A 21,326-nucleotide genomic window follows, 5' to 3' on the forward strand; every position below is an offset into this window, starting at 1 on the left:
CAATTAGTAATGTCTATGCTGCATAATATCAAATCTACTAGAGTGATACTGCACGCTTTGTTGATTATTGAACATCGAAGGTGTTTGAACAGTCGCTGGTTTTTGAAAATAATAACGTATTAAAGTTTCCTTACACTCCATTATTCTTTGGTTTTGTTTGACTAAATAATTTGAATCTGGAGCATGTGCTGTCTGAGATGATAATAATTCACTTCCCAATCCCCATATTTTTCCAGCTCTAGGAGATAAATATTCAATAATTCTGCTTTGCACCTCTGAAGTTACTTGATCCTGTGCGTAATCTATAACCGTTTTATCATTTTCTATATATTTTGAACTTAATGCTTCTTTGCCACCCATAGCCACTCCTTTATGAGTCAATTCAAAAGGATTTGCATCTAAAAAGGATTTCACTTCTCTCCAATCATATCCATATTCACTAGCAATTCTTTTTGCCAATTGTTTATTTGGATCCTCTATCTGATGCATTGCGTGATTCAGCCCACTAACAACCAAGCCTGTAACAGCCCCCTGCCAGAAATTACCTCCTGTTAATCTAGCACCAACTCCTCCTGAAACCGTTCCAAAAGCAATCATTCCAGCTCCTGATTTTGCAAAACTACCTGCTCCATGGTAATTACTTGTTGCTCCTCCTCCTTGCCAAGCACTGGAAGCAATACTACTCAATGCTCCCGCTGCAAAACCACTCCAGAACTTGCCTCCTGAAATAGCTGTCATGCCTCCTTGAAAAGTTCCATGTGCCAACGCTTGAAATGCAGCTTTAGAATAGAAATTCGTAAACATACTCTCAGCTCCACAACCTATACCATAAGTTACTGCCGCACTAGCTGCTCCTATAAACATAGATTTTACCAAACCTCCTACAGTAAATGGTACATCAGTCAGTAAGGCAGTCAAAGTATAAGTCGCGCCAGCAATTAATGTACCTATAATGATAGCCTCTACTAGTAACTCCCCACTAGGGTCAGTGTACATTAATGGGTTATTAAGAACGTAAGCGTAACGGTTGTAATTTTGGGTATTCTCTGGTTGCTGGATAAAATTATCCGGCATCAAGAACGAACGTAAAATAGGATCATACAAACGCCCATTCATGTGTATGAGTCCAACTTCAGCTAAATGCTCATGACCGGTGTAGCCTCTATCCAATAACATCAGCCCTCCAGCTGTACCGTCAGTAGGCAAGGTTATAGCCGCTCCATTTTGCTGTAATTTAGCTAAATTCCCCCAAGCATCAAACAGTCTTCTTTCTATAGCCGCTCCAGTTTCGTCTGAAATGGCTATGATACTCCCCAAATAATCTCTGTGAAGATAATATTTTTTATCGACAACAGCCCCTGTGGCTATGGTTTTTATTTTCTCCACATACAAAGGCGCATCGTAGGCATCTCCGCCGATATAGGTTATAAACTCAACAGCTCTAGTGGTGCTATTATGTTTTATCTCCATACTACCATCGGCACTGTAGTATTTACGTAAGGGTCGTAATGATTTATCATTAGCGAGATTACCGTAGAACATTGTACTACGACCGTAGTGATTTTATTAACAGTAATATATGAGTAAACTATTTAATACAACTAAATAATTAATCTTCTCGCGAACACCTAATTACACAAAAAAGTTATTATTTTAGCTTACTGCAAAATATTAGCCCGTTCATGAGAACACAAAAACAAAAGATTTTTTTATTTTTCAAAATAGCCACAGCTTTTATTATTCTGGTTATCATAGGCCTTTTTAGTTTTAGAAATACCTTATTGGAACAACTCTTAACGCGTACGACTTCCAAAGCCAATTACCAATACGATTGCAATTTCACCATAAAAGAAGCCACTTTTGATGGATTGTCTAGTGTAAAATTTTCCAATGTCGTTTTAGCTCCCAAACATGCGGACACGCTATTCAAAATTCAAGAAATAGAGACTACCATCAATTTTTGGAATTTGTTAGTAGGCGATCTTCAACTGGGTACGCTCAAAATAAACAATGGCTATGTTCAATTGACTCAAAAAGGAAAGATTAAAAACTTTGCCGCTTTTATAAAAAAAGACAGCACAGAAACCCTTAGCGACGAAAAACTAAATTATGCCTCTTTTGCCCACAAAACCATTTCAAAACTTTTGAATCTGGTGCCTACTGATATGAATATCGAAAATTTAGTATTCAAGCTTGACGACAATGGAAAAAAGGCTAAAATTGACATCAAAAAACTGGTTCTTATTCGCAAAAATCTTGAAACAGCCATTCATGTACAAACCAATACTTTCTCGCAACGATGGAAAATCAAAGGATTGGCTGACCCAAGAAACAAACAAGCTGACCTACACTTTTTCAATATGGATGCAGGTCCCATAAGATTGCCTTATTTTGACGAACGTTACCATCTCGTTTCTACTTTTGACTCCATCAGACTCAACATTGATAATATTAATAAAAGTAGTGGTGAATTTCATTTGGATGGTTTTGCGTCCATTAGCAATTTAAAAATCAATCATCCTAAAATAGCGCGTAAAGATGTAATTATAAAAAAAGCTCGTTTTGACTATCGTTTTCTTTTAGGAGCCGATTTTATTTCGATAGACAGCAGCTCGACAGTTCAATTGAACAAAATAAAACTACACCCTTATCTTTCCTATTCTACCGAAGAAGACACTTTGTATCGTCTTAAAGTTGTCCTCCCAAAAATGAAAGCCCAAGACTTCATCACTTCGCTTCCTGAAGGGCTATTTACCCATTTTGAAGGAATGGAAACTACGGGTTATTTTGATTATAAATTGAATTTTAAATTCAACAAAAACAAACCCAATCAACTTGTTTTTGACAGTAATATCAAAAAAGACAACCTGCGCATTCTCAAATACGGCGAAGCCAACCTTAGCAAAATCAATGGCGAATTCACCTATCGAGCCATAATCAACGACGTACCGCAACGACCCATTTTTGTTGGCGCAGCTAATCCTTATTTCACTCCGCTGGATCAAATAGCTCCTTTTTTACAAAAATGTGTATTGACCTCAGAAGACCCTTCTTTTTTTAACCACCGAGGTTTTATCAATGAAGCATTTAGACAATCTATTGCCAAAAACATTAAAACCAAAAAATTTGCTCGTGGTGCCAGTACGATTAGCATGCAACTCGTAAAAAATGTATTCTTAACCAGAGAAAAAACATTGTCCAGAAAACTCGAAGAAATCTTGTTAGTGTATTTATTAGAAAACAACCGAATTGCCTCCAAAGAACGCATGCTGGAAGTTTATTTTAATATTATCGAATGGGGTCCTGATGTGTACGGAATAGGCGAAGCTAGTGAGTATTATTTTCAAAAAAAGCCAATTGACTTAACCTTAAACGAATGCTTATATTTGGCGCGAATTATTCCAAGTCCCAAGAAATTCATGTACCATTTCAACACCGAAGGCAATTTAAAAGATACTTCCAAAAAAGTGGCTGATTATATAACGAATATCATGATGAAAAGAGGGCTTTTGACTTTGGACGACACTATTTACAAATCGCAACCCGTAATCATTTCGGGTCGTGCGCGTTCGTTACTCAAAATCACGGTCAAGGATTCGACCAAAACCGACTCTTTATACATTCCTAAACTTGCTCCTATGCCAGTTGTCCCTACACCAAAAAAATAACCGTTTCTAGAAAACTAAAAACGGCTATTTTTAAAAGAAGTGATTTAAGTCCAAATTTAAATTATGGAGCAGGATTAGGATACACCGCCTGAACCGCTTCAATTTCGCTCAAAATCTCATCCGAAAGTTTGATTCTAAAGGCTTCAATGTTTTCTGTTAATTGCGCCGTAGTCGTAGCCCCAATGATAGTACTCGTCACATATTGTTGTTGATTCACAAATGCCAACGCCAATTGAGTTAAAGTCAATCCGTGTTTGGTAGCAATGTCGTGGTATCTTAAAGTCGCTGCTTTACATTGCTCATTGTTGTAACGACTGTATTGTGGAAACAAATGCAATCTTGATTTAGAATGGTTTTTTGTCTCGTCCAAATATTTTCCAGTCAACACACCAAAACCTAAGGGAGAATAGGCTAATAAACCTATATTTTCTCGATGGCAAATCTCGGCTGAACCTACTTCAAACAAGCGATTCAATAAAGAATATGGATTTTGAACCGTAGCAATCTTTGGCAAATTAAACTGCTTGCTTTCTTCTAAATAGCGCATCAATCCCCAGGGATTTTCATTAGAAACACCTATCGCTTTAATTTTTCCCGCTTTTATAAATCCATCCAATGTTTCCAAAACCTGATGAATATTATCTTCCCATGAATCAGAAGTGACTTTATACCCTCTTTGTCCAAAAAAATTGGTTTTTCGTTCTGGCCAATGCAATTGGTACAAATCGATATAATCTGTTTGCAAACGTTTTAAACTATTATCCAACGCATAATGCAAACTCTTGGGCGAAAAATCTAATTTTTCACGCATGTACCCAAAATTTGGATTAGGACCCGCAATTTTGCTGGCCAGTACTATCTTGTCTCTTTTACCTGTATTTTTAAACCAAGTTCCTATAATTTTCTCTGTACTTCCGTAAGTCTCTTTATGACTAGGAATAGAATACATCTCGGCAGTATCAAAAAAATTGACCCCTTTTTCAAAAGCCAAATCCATTTGTGCATGCCCTTCAGCTTCTGTATTTTGTTGTCCAAAAGTCATTGTCCCTAGACATACTTCACTCACTTTACTGTCTAATTGAGGTAGTTTATTGTATTTCATTTTCATTTTTCGTTATAGCATCGCAAAAGTATCCAAAAAAGAAAAAAGGTTCAAAGAACAACTCTGAACCTTTTCTTAAAATTTTGCACTCTTATTTTAGTCAATTTCATTCAACATTTTGGAAATTTCATCTAATCTTGGAGTCAAAATAATTTCAATACGTCGGTTTTTAGCTTTACCCTCAGCCGTTGCATTACTGGCCAATGGTGAAAATTCGCCTCGTCCTGCTGCGGTTAAGTTTTGTTTATTAATGGCTTTATTTTCGCTTAAAATAGCCACAATCGCAGTTGCTCTTTTGGTTGACAAATCCCAGTTATTCGCAATTGGCCCAGAAGCTAGATAAGGATCATCATCTGTATGCCCTTCAATCAAAACTGCAATTTCAGGATTTGCTCCCAACACTTTCCCTACTTCGACCACTGCTTTACGACCTTCAGTACCTACTGACCAACTTCCAGAACCAAAAAGTAATTTATTTTCCATAGAAACATAAACTTTTCCGTTTTTTTGCTCTACAGTCAACCCTTTGCCTTCAAAACCATTTAAGGCATTAGATAACGTTTCTTTTAGCTTACGCATATTTTCCTCCTTAGCCGCAATCAATGATTCGAGTTCTTGCAAACGTTTCGCATTTTTATTCAAGCGTTCTTGCTCGATGGCCAATGCTTTGGATTTGGCATCCAGTTGAGAAAGCAACTCTCTATTTTTACTCATATTGGCTTGTAAGGCTTCATTACTGTTTTTTTCCAGTGCTTTATAAGAATCTTCTAAGTTTTTGAATTTATCATTCAGCGCTGCATTGGCCGCTTTGAGTTTCTCCCGTTCTGTTTTTATTTTATCCAATTCGCCTTTTAAGGCTTCTTGGTCTAACTCTAGTTGGTTTTTACTTTTCAAAAGCGCTTCATTTTCATCTGAAAGCGTTCGGTTTTCTTTTTTCAAAGTAGCATATTTACTTTCTAAATCAGTATATATTTTTTTTGAAACACAAGAGCTAGACATTGCCACAAGCAACAATCCAATAGAAATTCTTTTTATCATTCAATTCAATTTTAAAAATTAATGTATTCGTTAATTATTCAATTTCAACGACAATCGGGCAATGGTCTGAATGTTTGGCTTCGGGCAAAATAACAGCCCTTGCAATACGGTCTTTCATTGGCTCACTAACCAAACAATAATCAATGCGCCAGCCTTTATTATTTAATCTAGCCGTAGGAAATCTAGCCGTCCACCAAGTGTAATGATGAGGCTCTTTATTCAAAAAGCGAAAACTATCAATAAAACCGTTCTTTAAAAACGCATCTAACCAAGCACGTTCCTCAGGCAAAAACCCTGAAACCGTTTTATTTCGAACAGGATCATGAATATCTATCGCTTCATGACAAATATTATAATCGCCACAAATTACTAAATTAGGAATCTCTTTTTTCAAGTGAGTAATGTATTCTTGAAAATCATCCATATATTTAAACTTATGTCCTAATCGCTCACTATTCGTCCCTGAAGGCAAGTACAAACTCATCACTGAAACCGTATCAAAATCTACCCTAAGGTTTCGACCTTCGAAGTCCATGTGCTCAATTCCCGTGCCATAAACAACATTATTAGGTTTTATTTTTGACAAAATAGCCACACCACTATAGCCTTTTTTGGTAGCAGGAAACCAATAATGATAGGGATAACCCGCTGCCTCAAAGTCTTCAAGCGGCACTTGTTCAGGTGTTGCTTTAATTTCCTGAAAACAAATCACATCAGGATTTGCCTGTTGTAACCAAGTAATGAGTCCTTTAGAAATTGCAGCTCTTATTCCATTAACATTATACGATATAATCTTCATAAACTTATTTTTTTTGTGTGATTCAAAAGTAGTAAAAAATAAAAAGGATACGCCTTAAAACCCAAAATAGAAAGTACTCATAGCCGAATAATGGAGTTTTTTTCTATCTTTGTTTTTCGCTCAAAAATAAAAAATCATATGGGTCTAGTTACTGCCAAAGAAGTTGCAAAAGCTATCAATATTGAAAAATACGGGATTTTAGGAACTTTTTCAGGTTGGCTATTAATGAAAGTGCTAAAAATATCAACTTTAAATAAGGTTTATAATCGAAACAAACATTTAAGTGAAGTTGCCTTTTTAAATGGTGTTTTGGATGACCTCCAGATTAAGTTCGAAATTCCAGAAGATGACCTTAAACGCATCCCTAAAGACGGCCCTTATATTACCATCTCCAACCACCCGTTAGGAGGGATTGACGGTATCTTATTATTGAAATTAATGCTCGAAAGAGAACCAAATTTCAAGATCATAGCCAATTTTTTATTGCATCGTATTGAACCGCTTAAGCCTTATATCATGCCGGTTAATCCTTTTGAAAATCATAAGGATGCCAAATCTAGTGTAATAGGAATCAAAGAAACTTTACGTCATTTGAGCGACGGAAAACCACTTGGAATGTTTCCAGCAGGTGAAGTTTCAACCTATAAAGATGGCGAGTTGATGGTGGACAAACCATGGGAAGAAGGCGCTATGAAAGTCATTAGAAAAGCACAAGTACCTGTAGTACCTATTTATTTCCATGCCAAAAACAGTCACCTTTTTTATATTTTATCCCGACTTAGTGACACTTTGCGAACGGCTAAATTGCCTTCTGAATTATTCAGTCAGAAAAAGCGTGTAATTAAGGTACGCATTGGCAAACCGATTTCAGTAAATGAACAAAATGAATACAAAACCCTTGAAACGTATTCGGAATTTTTAAGAAAAAAAACCTATATGCTGGCCAATCCTTTTGAAAAGGAAAGCAAATTAATCCCTACTCCAAGTTTAAAATTACCGAAGAGTCCCAAAGAAATTGCAACTCCGGCCAACATTGACAATATAATCACCGAGGTAACGGCCTTGCGTACCACGGATTGCCGTTTGCTTCAAAGTAAAAACTATGAAGTGTTTTTTGCTGGAGCTGAAAGCATCCCAAATATCCTTCATGAAATAGGACGATTAAGAGAAATAACCTTTAGAGAAGTTGGCGAAGGTACTAATGAGTCTATTGATTTAGACAAATTTGATCAATACTACCATCATTTATTTTTGTGGGATGAAGATGCTAAAAAAATTGCCGGCGCTTACCGGATGGGGTTGGGCTCAGAAATTTTCAAAAATCACGGTATCGAAGGTTTTTATCTCAATGATTTGTTCCGTTTTGAACCTGAATTACACGATATGATGAGTAAAACCATCGAAATGGGACGTGCTTTTATCATCAAAGAATACCAGCAAAAACCAATGCCTTTATTCCTATTGTGGAAAGGAATTATTCATACCACTTTGCGTTTCCCTGAACATAAGTTCTTGATGGGCGGTGTGAGTATTAGTAATCAATTTTCAGATTTTTCTAAATCGTTGATGATTCAATTTATGAAATCAAACTATTACGATCCCTATATTGCACAATACATTCATCCTAAAAAAGCGTATAAAGTAAAACTGAAAGATGCCGATAAGGATTTCATCTTTAACGAAACTGAAGCCGACTTGAATAAATTTGACAAAATCATTGACGAACTTGAACCTGGCGTATTGCGTTTGCCGGTATTAATCAAAAAATACATCAAACAAAATGCACGAGTGGTCGCTTTTAATGTGGATCCATTATTTAACAACGCTATTGATGGCTTAATGTACATCCGAATTGAGGACATTCCCGAAAGCACCATGAAACCCGTAATGGAAGAATTTCAGGCCGAATTAGAGCGTAAGCTTACTGAAAAAGATGAATAATATTTTAGGTCACTCAACAAAAAAGTCTCGAATTATCGAGACTTTTTTGTTGAGCATGAATATTTACTATACTGTATAAATTGAAAAATTGTGGTTTCGGTTTGCATTCATTCACTTCCTTTCTATACTTGCAGACAACTAACGGAGATAATCTTCCATTTTTCATCCTTTTTTTTCCACACACGATTATACTTAAATTTCCCCTCGATTGGCGTTCCTAACATCATTCCTTTAGTGTCATAAGTAATAATGACGAGGACGCAATCATCAATCAAACTTATTTTCTCAATGTTAGGAATTAATTTTTCAACAATCATATGTCCCGCTCTATGAGAAGCTAAGTCCATGTGCTTATCGATAATATCTCCATTAGGCAAAATTCCCACTAAATCATCATGTATTATTTCATCAAGGAATTTTAAGTCGCTATTTTTTATAGCTTCAATTAAATGGTACTCTAGTTTTTCAATTTCTAATCTTTCCATTGCCATAACTGCAAATTTTATATTACAATTTTAAAAAAATAATCTACTAAAATTACAGGGGTTATAGCCCTCAATTTGGGGTGGTTTTGCCATATTCATCATAATACCTTGGTAAAATAAATTCCCCATCTGTAACGGTTACAAATTCTGTCAAATAAACCTCCTCATACAAAACACCTTCAAATGTTCCTCTAATATAAGAATTTGTAACCTCAAGAATATTCAAATTAAAATTAGTACTATTATTAGCATTATAGGTACGAAATCCTTTTTTATTACTATCGTAAAATTGGAAAAACAATTGGTTCGACCCTTGATAACTTCCTGGTGTAATTTGTATTAAATCCGTAAGATTTCCACTAAAAAATGGATAAATATTGCTTAAAGAATTTCCAGAATACATGGCTATCTCAAGTTTATTTGATTCCTTATATTGTAACGCTTGTGCGAGATAGGAAACTTTTATACTATTTCCGTTTACCTTAGCTTTAATGTAATACTCTGAGGTATTTTTGTTTTGATCCTCTTTGGAATCGCTGGTACAAGAGGACCAAACCATAGTGATAAAGACCATGACAAACAAAGACTTCACTTTCATCATATTATGTTGATTTAGTATTTTTATTCCAACAACATCGTGTTGATTTTAACTACTTATTCCATGCAAGATTCTTACAGTATCTCATTATAATTTATAAGTTACTCCAATCTTCAAACCACTTGTAGCATTACCTCCATCCAATTCCATATTTACAGCTAATTGATCATTAAAAAAATATCTTCCTCCAATTTGCCCACCAACACCAAATGGCTCATCATCAACAAAATAAGAGTTATCGTCTTTGATTTTCCAACTATAGTAATTTAAATTCAATCCTGCATATACGTCCCATTTTGATGGAATTTTCAACAACTCATTAAAATGATAATTACCATTTCCTTGAATTCCAAGAATGGTACTCGTAATTCCAAAGGTTTTATAGGACTGATAGGACGCTTGAACACCTATTGTAAAATTGTTGTCTAAACCATAATCCGCCCCAAAATAGATTGGATTTCCCCAGCTAGAAGCGCCAAACCCTGCATTAAGTTGTATGTTATTTTTCTCTAAAGGAGCTTGACCTAATACTGAGGTAGCTATTAACAAACTAATCGATAATAATACGTTTTTCATGTTTTAAAATTTAAGTTATTCAAATAAGTAAACTAAAGCTCCTGTAGAGGATGTATTAGTTTGGGTTTTAACAAGGATTCCATTCACTAAAATATCCATTTTAACTGTAGCTGATTGATTAGCGCCATACCCTACTGAAGCATCTTCGAATTTATTCACCTCTCTGGTGATTGTTTTAGAAAATGGCAATGTTTGATTATCCAAAGAGGTCATCCCTCCGGTTTCGTTCCTATATTGAACATTTGCAGTTACTGCAGTAGTACTTGTCAATTTATATTCAATAGATACTCTTTTGGGGTATTTTCCAGAATCATCATGATTATCATCATTATTACAAGAAAAAAACAGGAATGTAATACAACCAAATGCTAGTATTTGATTAAAAAATTTTAAGCATTTATTTTTCATATTTAAGAATTTATAAAATTAGAATGCAAATCTATTTTGAAGTAAATCATTTACTAATTAACTTAAGTTAATAAATGATGGAATCGCATATTTAATTTTCATATTTATAGTGTTTTTTAAAATAGTGAAACTGCATAAACAATCATGACAAACACTATTTCTCCAATAAAACTATACGGTATTAATAAACAAGATTTAATTTAGAGTACAATTGAAAAAAAGGGCTAATGGTGGTATTTACCCAAATAACCCACGCTTGTATAATTAAACCCAAGTTCATATTTACTCCTTTTTTGTATTGAATCTAATAGCATAACCTAATTGCAAATAGTAAGGTATTAAAGGAGGTGTCTTAAAATCTTGTGCAAATATTTTTCCAACTTTGAATGTTATGTCATGTTTTTTAAATGAATAACCAGATTGAATTCCATAATAAAAATTACCTCCAGTTGATGGCTCATACCACCCATCTTTTACATCTGTAAAGTTTGATTTATACAAAGCTGAATGTGTAAAATTAGAAACGATTGCTTTATCAAATCCAAATTCAGTAGCAATAAACCATTTGGGTTTATAATAGCCAATTGTAGTTGAAAAATCACTTCCAAAGTTCAAAATTCTAACAAAATCATTATTATAAACTCTAAAAACTCCATTAATTTTTAATCCAATATTTAAGTTTTTAAATTTTAAAATTCTAATTATCCCCCCAACCTTTGTTTTAAAATCATCAATTTTTTTTTCTCCAAAAGGAATTGCTATTTCGGTATTTAAAATAATGGGAGATTTTCCGTTATCTATTTTATGCCCATATCCAAAACTATATATTGAACCATATTCGAGTCCTATACCTGTACTAATAGTATTATTCTGCTCTATATTTCCCCAATTTATAACTTGTGCATTACTTACAATAAATAAGAATATTAATATCAAAGTAGATTTTAATCTAAAATTTTTCATTTGTGTTTTTTGTGGATTAATTATAGTGATTGGATGTATTGAATTATTCTTGGCATTGTTTGTTGTTGCCACACTTGCTGATTGCTTATTATTCCGTCATGCCCCACACCATTGATTCTATTTATTGTTACCGAACTAAATGAAGTGCCAATTTTATTTGCCCAACTAGTTGGATAGGCTCTATTTTTATCACTATAAAAGAAAAGAGTATTTGGAGTGAAATTTTGAAGATTTTCAGAAAAATCAGGGTTATAATTTTCTGCAATTTCAAAAAGGGTTGTTATGATAACACCTCCTGAACGCCAGAAACTACTTGGTTTAGTATTATCTTCATCAGTTATGTCATTTTTTGAAGCCAATAAATTAAGTTTATAATCTAATATTTCATGGTCATTTTTATTCCCTGTTAAAAACTGATCCATATAAGCTGCATCATTAGATAACTCACTCCATAATTTAAAAGACCGTGATTTTTCAACATAATATTTAATATCATTCCATTTTAAACCACCCGGTTCACAAACAACTAACCCATTAATTAAATTTGGATAGCTACCTGCAAAACCAGAAGCTAAAATACCGCCCCAAGAGTGACCTAAAAGAACTACTTTTTGAGTAGGACTCGTCTTGTAGTGTTCAATAACGCCTCTTAGTTCGATGTATAAATCACTAATAGCTTCAATCCCCCTATCTAAATAAACATGATCAGCTAATCTTTGAGATAAACCTGAACCTCTTTGATCATAAAAAACCACATAATATCCCTGATCAGCAAGTTCTTTACAGTTTAATAAATACCGATAGTCTCCACCGGGACCACCGTGAACAACTACTACCATCGTGTGTGATGGATTTCCAAAGGCTTCTGAGTGTAGTTTTACACCATTTACAGTAATTTGAGACAGAGAACTATCTTCAAGTACAGTTTTAGGAACTAAATTACCAGGTTCATTTATTAATCGCTCCTCTGAACATGAAGAAAACATAAAAAATAAAATGGTCATTAAAAATGATTGAATAATCTTTTGCATAATATATTTTTTATGCAAATAAAACTCAATTACCACACACGAATCGTCTCAAAAGACAAAGTGGGACTAATTTTAAATCATTGTTTTTGTGATAGTTACCATATAGTTATTTAAAAACTATATTTTCCTTCTTGAAGTTGTTTTAAATATTCTGAAGGTGTTATACCTTTCATCATTTTAAAATTTCTATTAAAAGTAGATTTAGAATTAAATCCACAATCCAGAGCGATAGCGAGTAATGTTAGTTTTTTATTATCTCCATTTTCAATCAATGAACAAAATTCTTCCACTCTTAAATGATTAATGTATTCGTAAAAAGTCTTATTTTCTAATGAATTAATTACCTGAGAAAGATGATTTGAAGAAACATTTAATTTTTCTGCAAGTTGTTCTAAATTTATCTCAGCATCTTTAAATAATTTTTCATGGGTCATTAACAAATTCATTTCTTTTTGAATTTTGAGTGCCACTTGTTCCACCAATGTTGATTTTTCATATTTTATTATGTCTGGGGTAGAATCTTCAATTTGAAAATTGTTTTGACTAAAGATGCCAACTTGTTTGATTCCAAAATATCCAATGAAAATTATAAAAACAGTTACAGAATAATATATTAATGCATCGTTACCAAAGATGACAACAAAAAAGATAATTGTCATTCCTAATATTAAATACCTTAGCCAGTAAAGATTGATTTTTTCAATGGATGAAAACTCATTTTTCAGCAAAATTGAATATTCTTTTAGCCTATTGAGGGATAGTACTGTATAGATGAATGCTGATATATAAATAGCGAGAAGATTAATATTCATTTCAAATTCATATCCAACACCATTTCTTTTAAATATTTCAATTTTTGTAAAAGAAGGTAAAATATAAAAAGTTGAAAACATGGATACTGATAATACAAAAGGAGCAAAATGAATTAGATGTATTAGTTGCAACTTTTGTTTAAAAGTTAAGGCCCTTACATATAAATAAAGAAAAGGCCAGTAAAGTAGAGGCATTGGAAAAATCCACCCCATAATTAAGGGATTTTGAAAAATAGTTCCTTTCTCTTGAAAACTGTAAAGAAATAAATTTATTGCTACAGCAATCAACCAAACTACTAAAATCCAATCGGCTTGTGTTTTTTTTGTTTTACTTATTAAAATAATTGACAAAAATATTGAGATAACAATACCTATAAATAACATTAAATTGTTTTTTAAAACTTTATAAAAGTATTTAAAAAAAAGCTATAGTTTAATTGTAATCCTCTTGTTAAAGTAATCTTTAAAATAACTTCATTTGAATTGCATTTTAACTATAGCTCTTTTACATTTTTCATACACGTTCTATTTGCTAATTAACATTCATTATTAACCAATTTTAGAATTATATTTTTCATTTCGTTTCCAATCAAATGCATTAAAAATAATAAGACTAAGGAGAACCACTTCTACAAATGCGCCGAAAAACATGTGAATCCAAGACTCTCCTGCTAGATTAAACAATGTATAGGGGATATAAATGATAGCTATACCAATATTTAAACAACGATTTATTTTAACTGGCAAAATAGCCGATAAAGCAATCATAATTGCTGGAATGGTAACCGAGACTAGCGCAATCAACAGAAACACTTGTGTAATATCAAAAACAAACACCCTTGCTTTTAAAATATTTGCCAATGTATTAGGCATATATAAGTGAAAGTAATCAATATAAATATAGAGAAACATAAAACTCGTCCACAAGGTTGCAAGCTTTAATTTCACCTTAATTTCACTGTGTTGAAGTTCCATTTGTTGTGTTGTTTGTGTATCCATAAATGAGCGATTAAAAATTATATCCGAAATGAAATCCTGGTTCTCCAAAAACAAATTTTGACCATTTATCATCTAACTGCTTGAAACCATCAGGTAATGTTGTGTGATATATACGGTGTGTTATTGCTATGGAGGGTTGAATAAAAAACCTGTCTTTTAAAAGTTTGATATGATACCCCAAGCGATACGTATTGAAAATCTGAAAACCATTGTCAATTTTTATATCTTCGACATTCCTAATATCTTGCAAAGAAGGCATTACATTGAGTTCTGCATATAAGCCTTTGCATAAAAATCGTTGGTAAGCAACAGATATACCATACTCTCGAATATATCCTGGAAATTCTTCTTCTGGTTTTCCGTATGATTTGTTTAAAAAAGGATGAATACCATTAGGCCAAGCGTATTTCCAAGTTTTAGGTTCTAAGGTAATGACCTCTTTTTCTGTAATACGGTACCCTACATTGACTTGAACAAAATCAGGTGGATTTGTAGTAGCCAAATTACCCAATAAAAACAAAGTACTTCCTACGAACCAACGTTTATATGTACTAGTACTGTCATTTTTGGCATATTGCGCCTTAAGTGGGAGTGCACTTAGTAGTACAATAGCAACACTTATAAATAAAATTTTCTTTTGCATATCTTTTTTATATTGTTAAATGATATAGCAAAATTAGATGGGCTGCAAGCTAAAAATCGTTCACCAAAGTTAAGAAAGAATTCCCTCCATAATTCTAGCAGTTACTAATACTCTATTAAAAATTAAATCCAAAATGAAGGCCTGGTTGAATGAAATAATTAGGCCATTTTTTTTCGACAGCTTTAAAAGATTCTGGGACATTCGTTCGCACAGGCCAATAACTGCATCCAATAGCTGGTTCAAAAAAGAACCGATTTTTAAAAAACTTAAACTGATAACCTAAATGGAAGTTCATATATAAGGTATATCCATTGCCTATTTTAATATTATCCATATTCTTATATTTTTCAAACGCATTCAACGCATAAAGGGAAGTATAAACGCCTTTCCACCAAAAACGTTGGTAGCCTATTGTAGGTGCCAATATGCGTGCATGACCTGGGTAATTTTCGCCACTGGCATCAAATGAAGAGGAGCCAAAAGGAATACCTATTGGCCAGGAATAAATAGAGCGTTTGAATTCAATTGAAATAACATCTTTTGGGGTTATCCTATAACCAAAATTTAATTGTACATATTCAGGATTATTTACTCTAGAAAAATTCCCCAACATAAAAAGTGAACTTCCAATAAAAAACTTCTTAGAAATACTGTCTTTTGGAATTGATTGAGCTAGGAGTTGATGAGTACTGACAATAATAAGTACAAAACTGATAAATAGTAATTTCTTTTGCATATCTTTTTCTTTTACTGATTGATACAGTAAAAGTAGATAGGCTACTATATAATGTCATTCACCTAAGTTAAGTAATAAATATTACTCTTTACTTTTATCTAAAATTCTTGCCCTTAACCTGCTCAAAGATTGTGGCTTTATACCTAGATAACTTGCTAATTGGTGTTGAGGAATACGTTGTATAAGATCGGGTCTTTTTTGTAGTAAATTAAGGTAGCGTTGTTCAGGAGAAGAAGTCTTGTATTCATCAAAGTCCATTTGTTGTTTGGCCAATAATTCTTCTGATAATTTTCTACACATTATTTCAAACTTTGGAAACTTAGTGTTTACTTCTACTTCCATATCTTTGTTTGAAATCGTAAGTATTGTATCTTCTGTACAACTTACAAAATATTCCGAAGGCGTTTTACTTATTACACAAGGAGGTGTCAAAGCTTCCATTTCAGTGTAAAAAGCAGTTGTTTTTTCTTCACCATCTAAAACATAATAAGTACGAATACAACCCTTTAGAACAAAATAACTTTCTTGGGATTTTTGTCCTTCTTTTAATAGCGTTGTCCCTTTTTTTAAGGAGTGAAATATATCTAATGAAACTATGATTTCCTTTTCATCTTCAGTCAGAGAAATGTATTTTGATATAAAGTTAAATAGTAAATCTTGCACTTTTATATGGGGTTATGGTTGATATTACATTTTTCTTCTACTGTACTCTGAGAATGCTTTAACCATGCTAAGCAAAGCATTATGCAAAAAACCAAGCTCATTTTGCACAAAAGTAAGAAAAAAACAATGTCAAAATTAGCCTGAGAATTCTTTTAAATAGATTTATTTTTTTAATCGTCTCGAAAACAAAGAGCTGAATCCTTTCATATAACTTTTTAAAAATAGCCCTTTCAAAAGGTATCACTTGATATAAAAGTAGAAGAATAATCTAAGTCGCTCAACAAAAAAGTCTCGAATTATCGAGACTTTTTTGTTTTAAAACCATTTTCTTTTATGTACTTGATAGGTTTTAAAAAATTCACTATCTGATTTGGACAAATAAACAATTCCTTCAATTATTCCTAAAAAACCCGTTAGGATTCCCATAGTAGCAATACTCATAATAAGCCACAAAATTCCTTCTTTAGTATAACCCAAAAGAAATTTATGAACTCCAAAAGGAGCTAAAACAATAGCTAATAAACCTGCTGCTAATCGCTTGCTATCTTCTTCATGATGGTGAGCTTCATTCCAATGTACATGTCTTGAATTTTCCATGATTACGTAAATTTAGGCTATTAAACATTTCCTAAATTTACAAAAAAAATCACAATACTCCCATACAATAACCTGATTACAAACACCATACAATTCAAACAACCTTATTTACAGCAGTACAAAAGTACTATAAAAGGTATTTTAATTTTATCTTATCCACAATGACCTGCGCCAAACGCTTATGACTTTCAAAGGTCCATCCTGCTACATGAGGGCTTAAAATTACATTAGGAGCGTTTAATAAATACTGAAAAGCCTCAGGAGTTTCATTTTCTTGAAAAAGAGTTTCAAAAGATGATTTTTCATATTCTAAAACATCTAATCCTGCTCCTAATACTTTTCCAGATTGCAAGGCTGCAGCCAAATCGGCAGTTACAATGTTTTTGCCTCGCGAGGTATTGATAATCCATAAAGGTTTAGCAAATGCATTTATAAAAGTTTCATTCACCATCTTATCGGTCTCAGGAGTCCAAGGAATGTGCAAACTCACCACATCAACTTTTTGTTGGAATTCGGTTAACGAAACTTGTTTGGCATTGTCATCCCCTACATTTTCTTGGATATCATAACACAAAACCTCAACATCAAAACCACGCAGTTTTTTAGCAAATGATTTTCCCATATTGCCATAGCCAATGATTCCGACGGTTTTCCCATCGAGTTCGTGACCGCGATTGGACTCACGATTCCAGTGACCTGCACGAATTTCTCTATCGGCTTGGTTTAAATTATTGAACAATGACAAAATCATTCCAAGAGTATGCTCTCCAACCGCATTACGATTCCCTTCAGGCGCAGCGATAAGTGTAATATTTTTAGATTCCGCATAATCACAATCAATACTTTCCAATCCTGCGCCTACTCTGGCAATAAATTGCAGATTAACAGCCTTGTTCAAAAATGTTTTGTCAATCTTAAAACGACTGCGTATCACAATCCCTTGATAATCCTGAATCTTGGCTTCAATTTCTTCTTTAGATGACGTAAAATCTTCGTGATTGGTGAACCCCGCTGCTTGCAATTGCTCCATCATGATGGGATTATTGCTATCTATATGGAGAATCTTTATTTTATCTAACATATTATTTTATTTAAACATGAAGCCTATTTTTAAAAACCATTTAAGAAATATAAGAACAAATAAGCATTGTGGTGAATACCTCATTATTAAACACATAAGTCATATAAGAGTTTTTTAAGCATTACAACTTATACCTTCTTATATGACTTATATGTTTAAAAAAACTTTGTGTTTATAGCTACTTAATTTCCTTTAATTTTTTTCAAAGCTGCTTTGATTCCGCGTATTAATGAAGAACTAAAACCATGAGATTCCATTTCACTCAACCCTGCAATGGTACAGCCTTGTGGAGTAGTCACACGGTCGATTAATTGCTCAGGGTGAATTTGTTCTTCCATTAGCATTTCGGCAGCCCCTTTTACTGTTTGTGCAGAGATTGCTAAAGCTGTTTTCCAGTCGAAACCAATCTCGATACCCGCTTGCATCGAAGCACGCATATAACGCAAGGCAAAAGCCGTTCCACTTGCTGCTAATACCGTAGCTGCATCCATTAATTTTTCGTCTATCACAGGAGCAGTTCCAAGTCCTTCAAACAAGGTCACTACTTTTTGTCCTTGAGCAACATTGTCCTCTTGGAAAGTGATACAGGTTGCTGAAGCACCAAATTGTGCTGCGATATTAGGCATGATTCGGATTGCTTGGTGGTTGCTTCCTATTTTATTTTGCAAGGTTTCAATTGACAATCCACTCACCGCCGAGGCTATAGTTTTATTTGAAATTACAGGAAGGATTTCGGCCAAAACCGTATCTACTTGGTAAGGTTTAATCGTTAAAATAATGACATCAGCCTCTTGAATTTGATGTTTGTTATCTGATGAAACCGTAATCCCTAAACCTTCAAGGTGTTTGATGTTAGCCACGTTGCGTCTGGTGACAGTGACTTGATTTCCCTGGGTGAATTTAGCAATTCCTACAGCAACTGAAACACCAAGGTTTCCCCCTCCTATAATGTGTATTTTCATATTTATTGAATAATTAAAATAGTGTATGATTTTCTAAAAAAGAGCTTATAAAGCTTTTGATTTTCTGAATTTGTTAGAATGAATTTAAAAACCTAAAATCAATTTGGCTATTGAAAAATAGATTAAAATTCCGCAAATATCGTTACTTGTTGTGATAAAAGGTCCCGTTGCCAAAGCAGGGTCAATCCCAAATTTATCTAGCAACAACGGAATAAATGTCCCTATCAACGAAGCAATAATAATCACTGAAATTAAAGCACAACAAATAACAAATCCTATTATCACGGGCTCATCTAATATAAAATAACTCCCTAAAAACAAGATGGTCGCCAGAATAGAACCACTCAATAAACTCTGTGAAATTTCTTTTATTAATCGGTTGAATAAAGAGCCACTCAAAGTGTCGTTAGCCAAACCTTGTACAATAATCGCTGAAGATTGCACCCCTACATTTCCAGCCATTGCGGCAATTAGCGGTGTAAAGAAAAACAATTTACCATGTTCCGCCATAGCTCCTTCAAATAATCCTAAGACTCTCACGGTAATGAACCCTCCTAATAGGGCTAAAACCAACCAAGGCAAACGCGCTTTGGTCAATTCCAGAATACTGTCATCGGCCTCAACGTCTTGTGAGATACCCGCTGCTAATTGGTAATCTTTATCAGCCTCTTCACGAATAACATCAATGATATCATCGATGGTAATACGTCCTACCAATCGACCCATGGCATCAATTACGGGAATGGCCTCCAAATCGTATTTTTGCATAATACGTGCCACCTCTACATCTTCGGCATCGACACTTACTGAGGTTACATTTTTGATATAAACTTCTGAAATTTGGGCTTTGGTCGATGATGTCAATAAGTCTTTTAGTGACAAACGTCCTTTTAATCGGTTCTCATCATCTACCACATAAATGGAATGAACACGGGAAACATTCTCGGCTTGCGCTCGCATTTCTTTCACACAAGTAAGTACATTCCAGTTTTCATTGACTTTTACCAATTCTTTTCCCATCAACCCCCCAGCAGTGTCTTCAGGATAACGCAATAAGTCGATGATGTCTTTGGCGTGTTCTAAATCTTCTAATTCGGAGATTACCTCTTCTTTTTTAGACTGAGATAATTCGGCGATGATATCCGCAGCATCATCGGTATCCAACTCGTCCAGCTCTTCAGCAATTTCTTTGGCCGAAAGGCGGTTTAATATATTTTCACGCAAATCATCTTCTAATTCCAGAAGAATCTCTGCGGTTTTTTCAGAATCTAAAACCTTAAAAATATAGGTTGCCTCATCAAAATCAAGTTCGTCTAATACCTCGGCAATATCAGCATGGTGCATGTCATTTAACAAAGACTCTAGTTCTCTGTCATTTTTATTTGCAATGTGCTGTTCTAGCTCGTGTATTAATTCTTTACTGATTTTGAATTCCATCGGCTTCAATTTTTTGAGTCAATTTGATAAATTGGTCAACGCTTAATTGTTCAGGGCGAAGATTAAAAACCTCTTGCTCTCTCAATTCGTCGGACAAATTTAGGGTTTTTAAACTGTTGCGCAAAGTCTTTCGGCGTTGTTGAAAAGCAGTTTTAACGACCGTAAAAAACAATTTTTCGCTGCAAGGCAAACTAAAATCTTCTTTACGTCGCAAACGCAACACACCTGATTTTACTTTTGGAGGCGGATTGAATACATTTTCGTCCACTGTAAATAGGTATTCGGCATCATAGAATGCTTGAGCCAAAACAGATAAGATTCCGTAGGACTTGCTTCCTTCTTTCTCACAAATACGTTCTGCCACCTCTTTTTGGAACATTCCTGAAAATTCAGGGATTTGTGCTTTGTATTCCAACATTCGAAAAACAATTTGCGTCGAAATATTGTATGGGAAATTACCTACTATTGCGAATTGTTTTCCAGCGAAAATTTCGTTGACATCGTATTTCAAAAAATCCTTCGAAATGATTTTACCCTCTAATTTAGGATAATTCACCCCTAAATATTCCACAGATTCGGTATCAATTTCGACTACGTAGGTAGTAACAGGTTTCTCTAACATGTATTTGGTCAACACCCCCATCCCTGGCCCAATCTCCAACACGTCCTCATATCCTTCTAAACTCAAGGTGTCAGCAATGTCTTTTGCGATGCTTTCATCCTTTAAGAAATGCTGTCCGAGGTGTTTTTTTGCTTTTACTTTTTCCATGTTTTTTATAAGGTTCTA

At 34.0% G+C, this 21,326-nt stretch carries 22 protein-coding genes; 2 read left to right on the top strand and 20 right to left on the bottom strand.

From position 1 onward, the window contains the following. Positions 1-3: 3 nt before the first annotated feature. Positions 4-1,542, bottom strand: a complete 1,539-nt coding sequence (locus K5R64_RS02415; protein WP_220760499.1) for an RHS repeat-associated core domain-containing protein — start codon at positions 1,540-1,542, stop codon at positions 4-6. A 140-nt stretch (positions 1,543-1,682) separates the two neighbouring features. Between K5R64_RS02415 and K5R64_RS02420 the strand changes: the two genes are divergently transcribed. Then, a complete protein-coding gene (locus tag K5R64_RS02420; RefSeq protein ID WP_220760501.1) occupies positions 1,683-3,668 on the top strand; it encodes a transglycosylase domain-containing protein in 1,986 nt (661 codons plus the stop codon). A gap of 61 nt (positions 3,669-3,729) precedes the next feature. Here K5R64_RS02420 and K5R64_RS02425 read toward each other — a convergent pair whose 3' ends face one another. The 3 genes from K5R64_RS02425 to K5R64_RS02435 form a co-directional block, all read right to left on the bottom strand. After that, the gene (locus K5R64_RS02425) at positions 3,730-4,770 is read right to left on the bottom strand and encodes an NADP(H)-dependent aldo-keto reductase (RefSeq protein ID WP_220760503.1); all 1,041 of its coding nucleotides are present in this window, start codon (positions 4,768-4,770) and stop codon (positions 3,730-3,732) included. Between the two features lie 96 nt (positions 4,771-4,866). Then, positions 4,867-5,808 (bottom strand): OmpA family protein, encoded by a 942-nt coding sequence (locus K5R64_RS02430; RefSeq protein WP_220760505.1) that lies wholly within the window; start codon positions 5,806-5,808, stop codon positions 4,867-4,869. Positions 5,809-5,842: 34 nt separating this feature from the next. Beyond that, positions 5,843-6,607 (bottom strand): exodeoxyribonuclease III, encoded by a 765-nt coding sequence (locus K5R64_RS02435; RefSeq protein WP_220760507.1) that lies wholly within the window; start codon positions 6,605-6,607, stop codon positions 5,843-5,845. A gap of 138 nt (positions 6,608-6,745) precedes the next feature. Between K5R64_RS02435 and K5R64_RS02440 the strand changes: the two genes are divergently transcribed. Then, positions 6,746-8,548, top strand: a complete 1,803-nt coding sequence (locus tag K5R64_RS02440; protein ID WP_220760509.1) for a lysophospholipid acyltransferase family protein — start codon at positions 6,746-6,748, stop codon at positions 8,546-8,548. A gap of 122 nt (positions 8,549-8,670) precedes the next feature. On the opposite strand, the gene K5R64_RS02445 is transcribed toward K5R64_RS02440, so the two are convergent. From K5R64_RS02445 to rsmA, 16 genes are all read right to left on the bottom strand, one after another. Continuing rightward, positions 8,671-9,039 (bottom strand): nuclear transport factor 2 family protein, encoded by a 369-nt coding sequence (locus tag K5R64_RS02445; protein WP_220760511.1) that lies wholly within the window; start codon positions 9,037-9,039, stop codon positions 8,671-8,673. 64 nt (positions 9,040-9,103) lie between these two features. Next, positions 9,104-9,634: a hypothetical protein gene (locus tag K5R64_RS02450; RefSeq protein WP_220760513.1), complete on the bottom strand. Its 531-nt coding sequence runs from the start codon at positions 9,632-9,634 to the stop codon at positions 9,104-9,106. Positions 9,635-9,718: 84 nt separating this feature from the next. Beyond that, positions 9,719-10,207, bottom strand: coding sequence for a porin family protein (locus K5R64_RS02455; protein WP_220760516.1), 489 nt, complete (start codon positions 10,205-10,207; stop codon positions 9,719-9,721). Positions 10,208-10,222: 15 nt separating this feature from the next. After that, the gene (locus K5R64_RS02460) at positions 10,223-10,615 is read right to left on the bottom strand and encodes a hypothetical protein (protein WP_220760518.1); all 393 of its coding nucleotides are present in this window, start codon (positions 10,613-10,615) and stop codon (positions 10,223-10,225) included. Between the two features lie 282 nt (positions 10,616-10,897). Further along, positions 10,898-11,578: a hypothetical protein gene (locus tag K5R64_RS02465; protein WP_220760520.1), complete on the bottom strand. Its 681-nt coding sequence runs from the start codon at positions 11,576-11,578 to the stop codon at positions 10,898-10,900. A gap of 20 nt (positions 11,579-11,598) precedes the next feature. After that, positions 11,599-12,609 (bottom strand): alpha/beta hydrolase, encoded by a 1,011-nt coding sequence (locus K5R64_RS02470; protein WP_220760522.1) that lies wholly within the window; start codon positions 12,607-12,609, stop codon positions 11,599-11,601. A 110-nt stretch (positions 12,610-12,719) separates the two neighbouring features. Then, complete coding sequence (locus K5R64_RS02475; protein WP_220760524.1) at positions 12,720-13,805, bottom strand: AraC family transcriptional regulator; 1,086 nt, start codon at positions 13,803-13,805, stop codon at positions 12,720-12,722. Positions 13,806-13,970: 165 nt separating this feature from the next. Further along, complete coding sequence (locus K5R64_RS02480) at positions 13,971-14,420, bottom strand: DUF6326 family protein (protein ID WP_220760526.1); 450 nt, start codon at positions 14,418-14,420, stop codon at positions 13,971-13,973. 10 nt (positions 14,421-14,430) lie between these two features. Beyond that, entirely contained in the window at positions 14,431-15,063 is a 633-nt protein-coding gene (locus tag K5R64_RS02485; RefSeq protein WP_220760528.1) for a hypothetical protein, read from the bottom strand. A 115-nt stretch (positions 15,064-15,178) separates the two neighbouring features. Continuing rightward, on the bottom strand, positions 15,179-15,799 hold the full coding sequence (locus K5R64_RS02490) for a hypothetical protein (RefSeq protein WP_220760530.1): 621 nt from the start codon (positions 15,797-15,799) through the stop codon (positions 15,179-15,181). Positions 15,800-15,880: 81 nt separating this feature from the next. Then, positions 15,881-16,462, bottom strand: a complete 582-nt coding sequence (locus K5R64_RS02495) for a Crp/Fnr family transcriptional regulator (protein WP_220760533.1) — start codon at positions 16,460-16,462, stop codon at positions 15,881-15,883. A 315-nt stretch (positions 16,463-16,777) separates the two neighbouring features. Beyond that, positions 16,778-17,059, bottom strand: coding sequence for a TM2 domain-containing protein (locus K5R64_RS02500; protein WP_220760535.1), 282 nt, complete (start codon positions 17,057-17,059; stop codon positions 16,778-16,780). Positions 17,060-17,186: 127 nt separating this feature from the next. After that, positions 17,187-18,140, bottom strand: coding sequence for a 2-hydroxyacid dehydrogenase (locus K5R64_RS02505; protein WP_220760537.1), 954 nt, complete (start codon positions 18,138-18,140; stop codon positions 17,187-17,189). Between the two features lie 182 nt (positions 18,141-18,322). After that, the gene (gene proC, locus K5R64_RS02510; protein ID WP_220760540.1) at positions 18,323-19,102 is read right to left on the bottom strand and encodes a pyrroline-5-carboxylate reductase; all 780 of its coding nucleotides are present in this window, start codon (positions 19,100-19,102) and stop codon (positions 18,323-18,325) included. An 84-nt stretch (positions 19,103-19,186) separates the two neighbouring features. After that, complete coding sequence (mgtE, locus tag K5R64_RS02515; protein ID WP_220760542.1) at positions 19,187-20,539, bottom strand: magnesium transporter; 1,353 nt, start codon at positions 20,537-20,539, stop codon at positions 19,187-19,189. Continuing rightward, positions 20,520-21,308 carry a 16S rRNA (adenine(1518)-N(6)/adenine(1519)-N(6))-dimethyltransferase RsmA gene (gene rsmA, locus K5R64_RS02520; RefSeq protein ID WP_220760544.1) on the bottom strand — a complete coding sequence of 263 codons (789 nt, stop codon included), beginning with the start codon at positions 21,306-21,308 and terminating at the stop codon, positions 20,520-20,522. The genes mgtE and rsmA overlap by 20 nt, the downstream gene beginning before the upstream one ends. Positions 21,309-21,326 lie beyond the last annotated feature (18 nt).

It is taken from the genome of Flavobacterium sp. UMI-01, assembly GCF_019656315.1.
Taxonomy (GTDB): Bacteria; Bacteroidota; Bacteroidia; order Flavobacteriales; family Flavobacteriaceae; genus Flavobacterium.

Coding starts and splice junctions, on each gene's coding strand:
- K5R64_RS02415 (WP_220760499.1), bottom strand. CDS start 1,542: ATGTTCTACGGTAATCTCGCTAATGATAAATCATTACGACCCTTACGT.
- K5R64_RS02420 (WP_220760501.1), top strand. CDS start 1,683: ATGAGAACACAAAAACAAAAGATTTTTTTATTTTTCAAAATAGCCACA.
- K5R64_RS02425 (WP_220760503.1), bottom strand. CDS start 4,770: ATGAAATACAATAAACTACCTCAATTAGACAGTAAAGTGAGTGAAGTA.
- K5R64_RS02430 (WP_220760505.1), bottom strand. CDS start 5,808: ATGATAAAAAGAATTTCTATTGGATTGTTGCTTGTGGCAATGTCTAGC.
- K5R64_RS02435 (WP_220760507.1), bottom strand. CDS start 6,607: ATGAAGATTATATCGTATAATGTTAATGGAATAAGAGCTGCAATTTCT.
- K5R64_RS02440 (WP_220760509.1), top strand. CDS start 6,746: ATGGGTCTAGTTACTGCCAAAGAAGTTGCAAAAGCTATCAATATTGAA.
- K5R64_RS02445 (WP_220760511.1), bottom strand. CDS start 9,039: ATGGCAATGGAAAGATTAGAAATTGAAAAACTAGAGTACCATTTAATT.
- K5R64_RS02450 (WP_220760513.1), bottom strand. CDS start 9,634: ATGATGAAAGTGAAGTCTTTGTTTGTCATGGTCTTTATCACTATGGTT.
- K5R64_RS02455 (WP_220760516.1), bottom strand. CDS start 10,207: ATGAAAAACGTATTATTATCGATTAGTTTGTTAATAGCTACCTCAGTA.
- K5R64_RS02460 (WP_220760518.1), bottom strand. CDS start 10,615: ATGAAAAATAAATGCTTAAAATTTTTTAATCAAATACTAGCATTTGGT.
- K5R64_RS02465 (WP_220760520.1), bottom strand. CDS start 11,578: ATGAAAAATTTTAGATTAAAATCTACTTTGATATTAATATTCTTATTT.
- K5R64_RS02470 (WP_220760522.1), bottom strand. CDS start 12,609: ATGCAAAAGATTATTCAATCATTTTTAATGACCATTTTATTTTTTATG.
- K5R64_RS02475 (WP_220760524.1), bottom strand. CDS start 13,805: ATGTTATTTATAGGTATTGTTATCTCAATATTTTTGTCAATTATTTTA.
- K5R64_RS02480 (WP_220760526.1), bottom strand. CDS start 14,420: ATGGATACACAAACAACACAACAAATGGAACTTCAACACAGTGAAATT.
- K5R64_RS02485 (WP_220760528.1), bottom strand. CDS start 15,063: ATGCAAAAGAAAATTTTATTTATAAGTGTTGCTATTGTACTACTAAGT.
- K5R64_RS02490 (WP_220760530.1), bottom strand. CDS start 15,799: ATGCAAAAGAAATTACTATTTATCAGTTTTGTACTTATTATTGTCAGT.
- K5R64_RS02500 (WP_220760535.1), bottom strand. CDS start 17,059: ATGGAAAATTCAAGACATGTACATTGGAATGAAGCTCACCATCATGAA.
- K5R64_RS02505 (WP_220760537.1), bottom strand. CDS start 18,140: ATGTTAGATAAAATAAAGATTCTCCATATAGATAGCAATAATCCCATC.
- proC (WP_220760540.1), bottom strand. CDS start 19,102: ATGAAAATACACATTATAGGAGGGGGAAACCTTGGTGTTTCAGTTGCT.
- mgtE (WP_220760542.1), bottom strand. CDS start 20,539: ATGGAATTCAAAATCAGTAAAGAATTAATACACGAGCTAGAACAGCAC.
- rsmA (WP_220760544.1), bottom strand. CDS start 21,308: ATGGAAAAAGTAAAAGCAAAAAAACACCTCGGACAGCATTTCTTAAAG.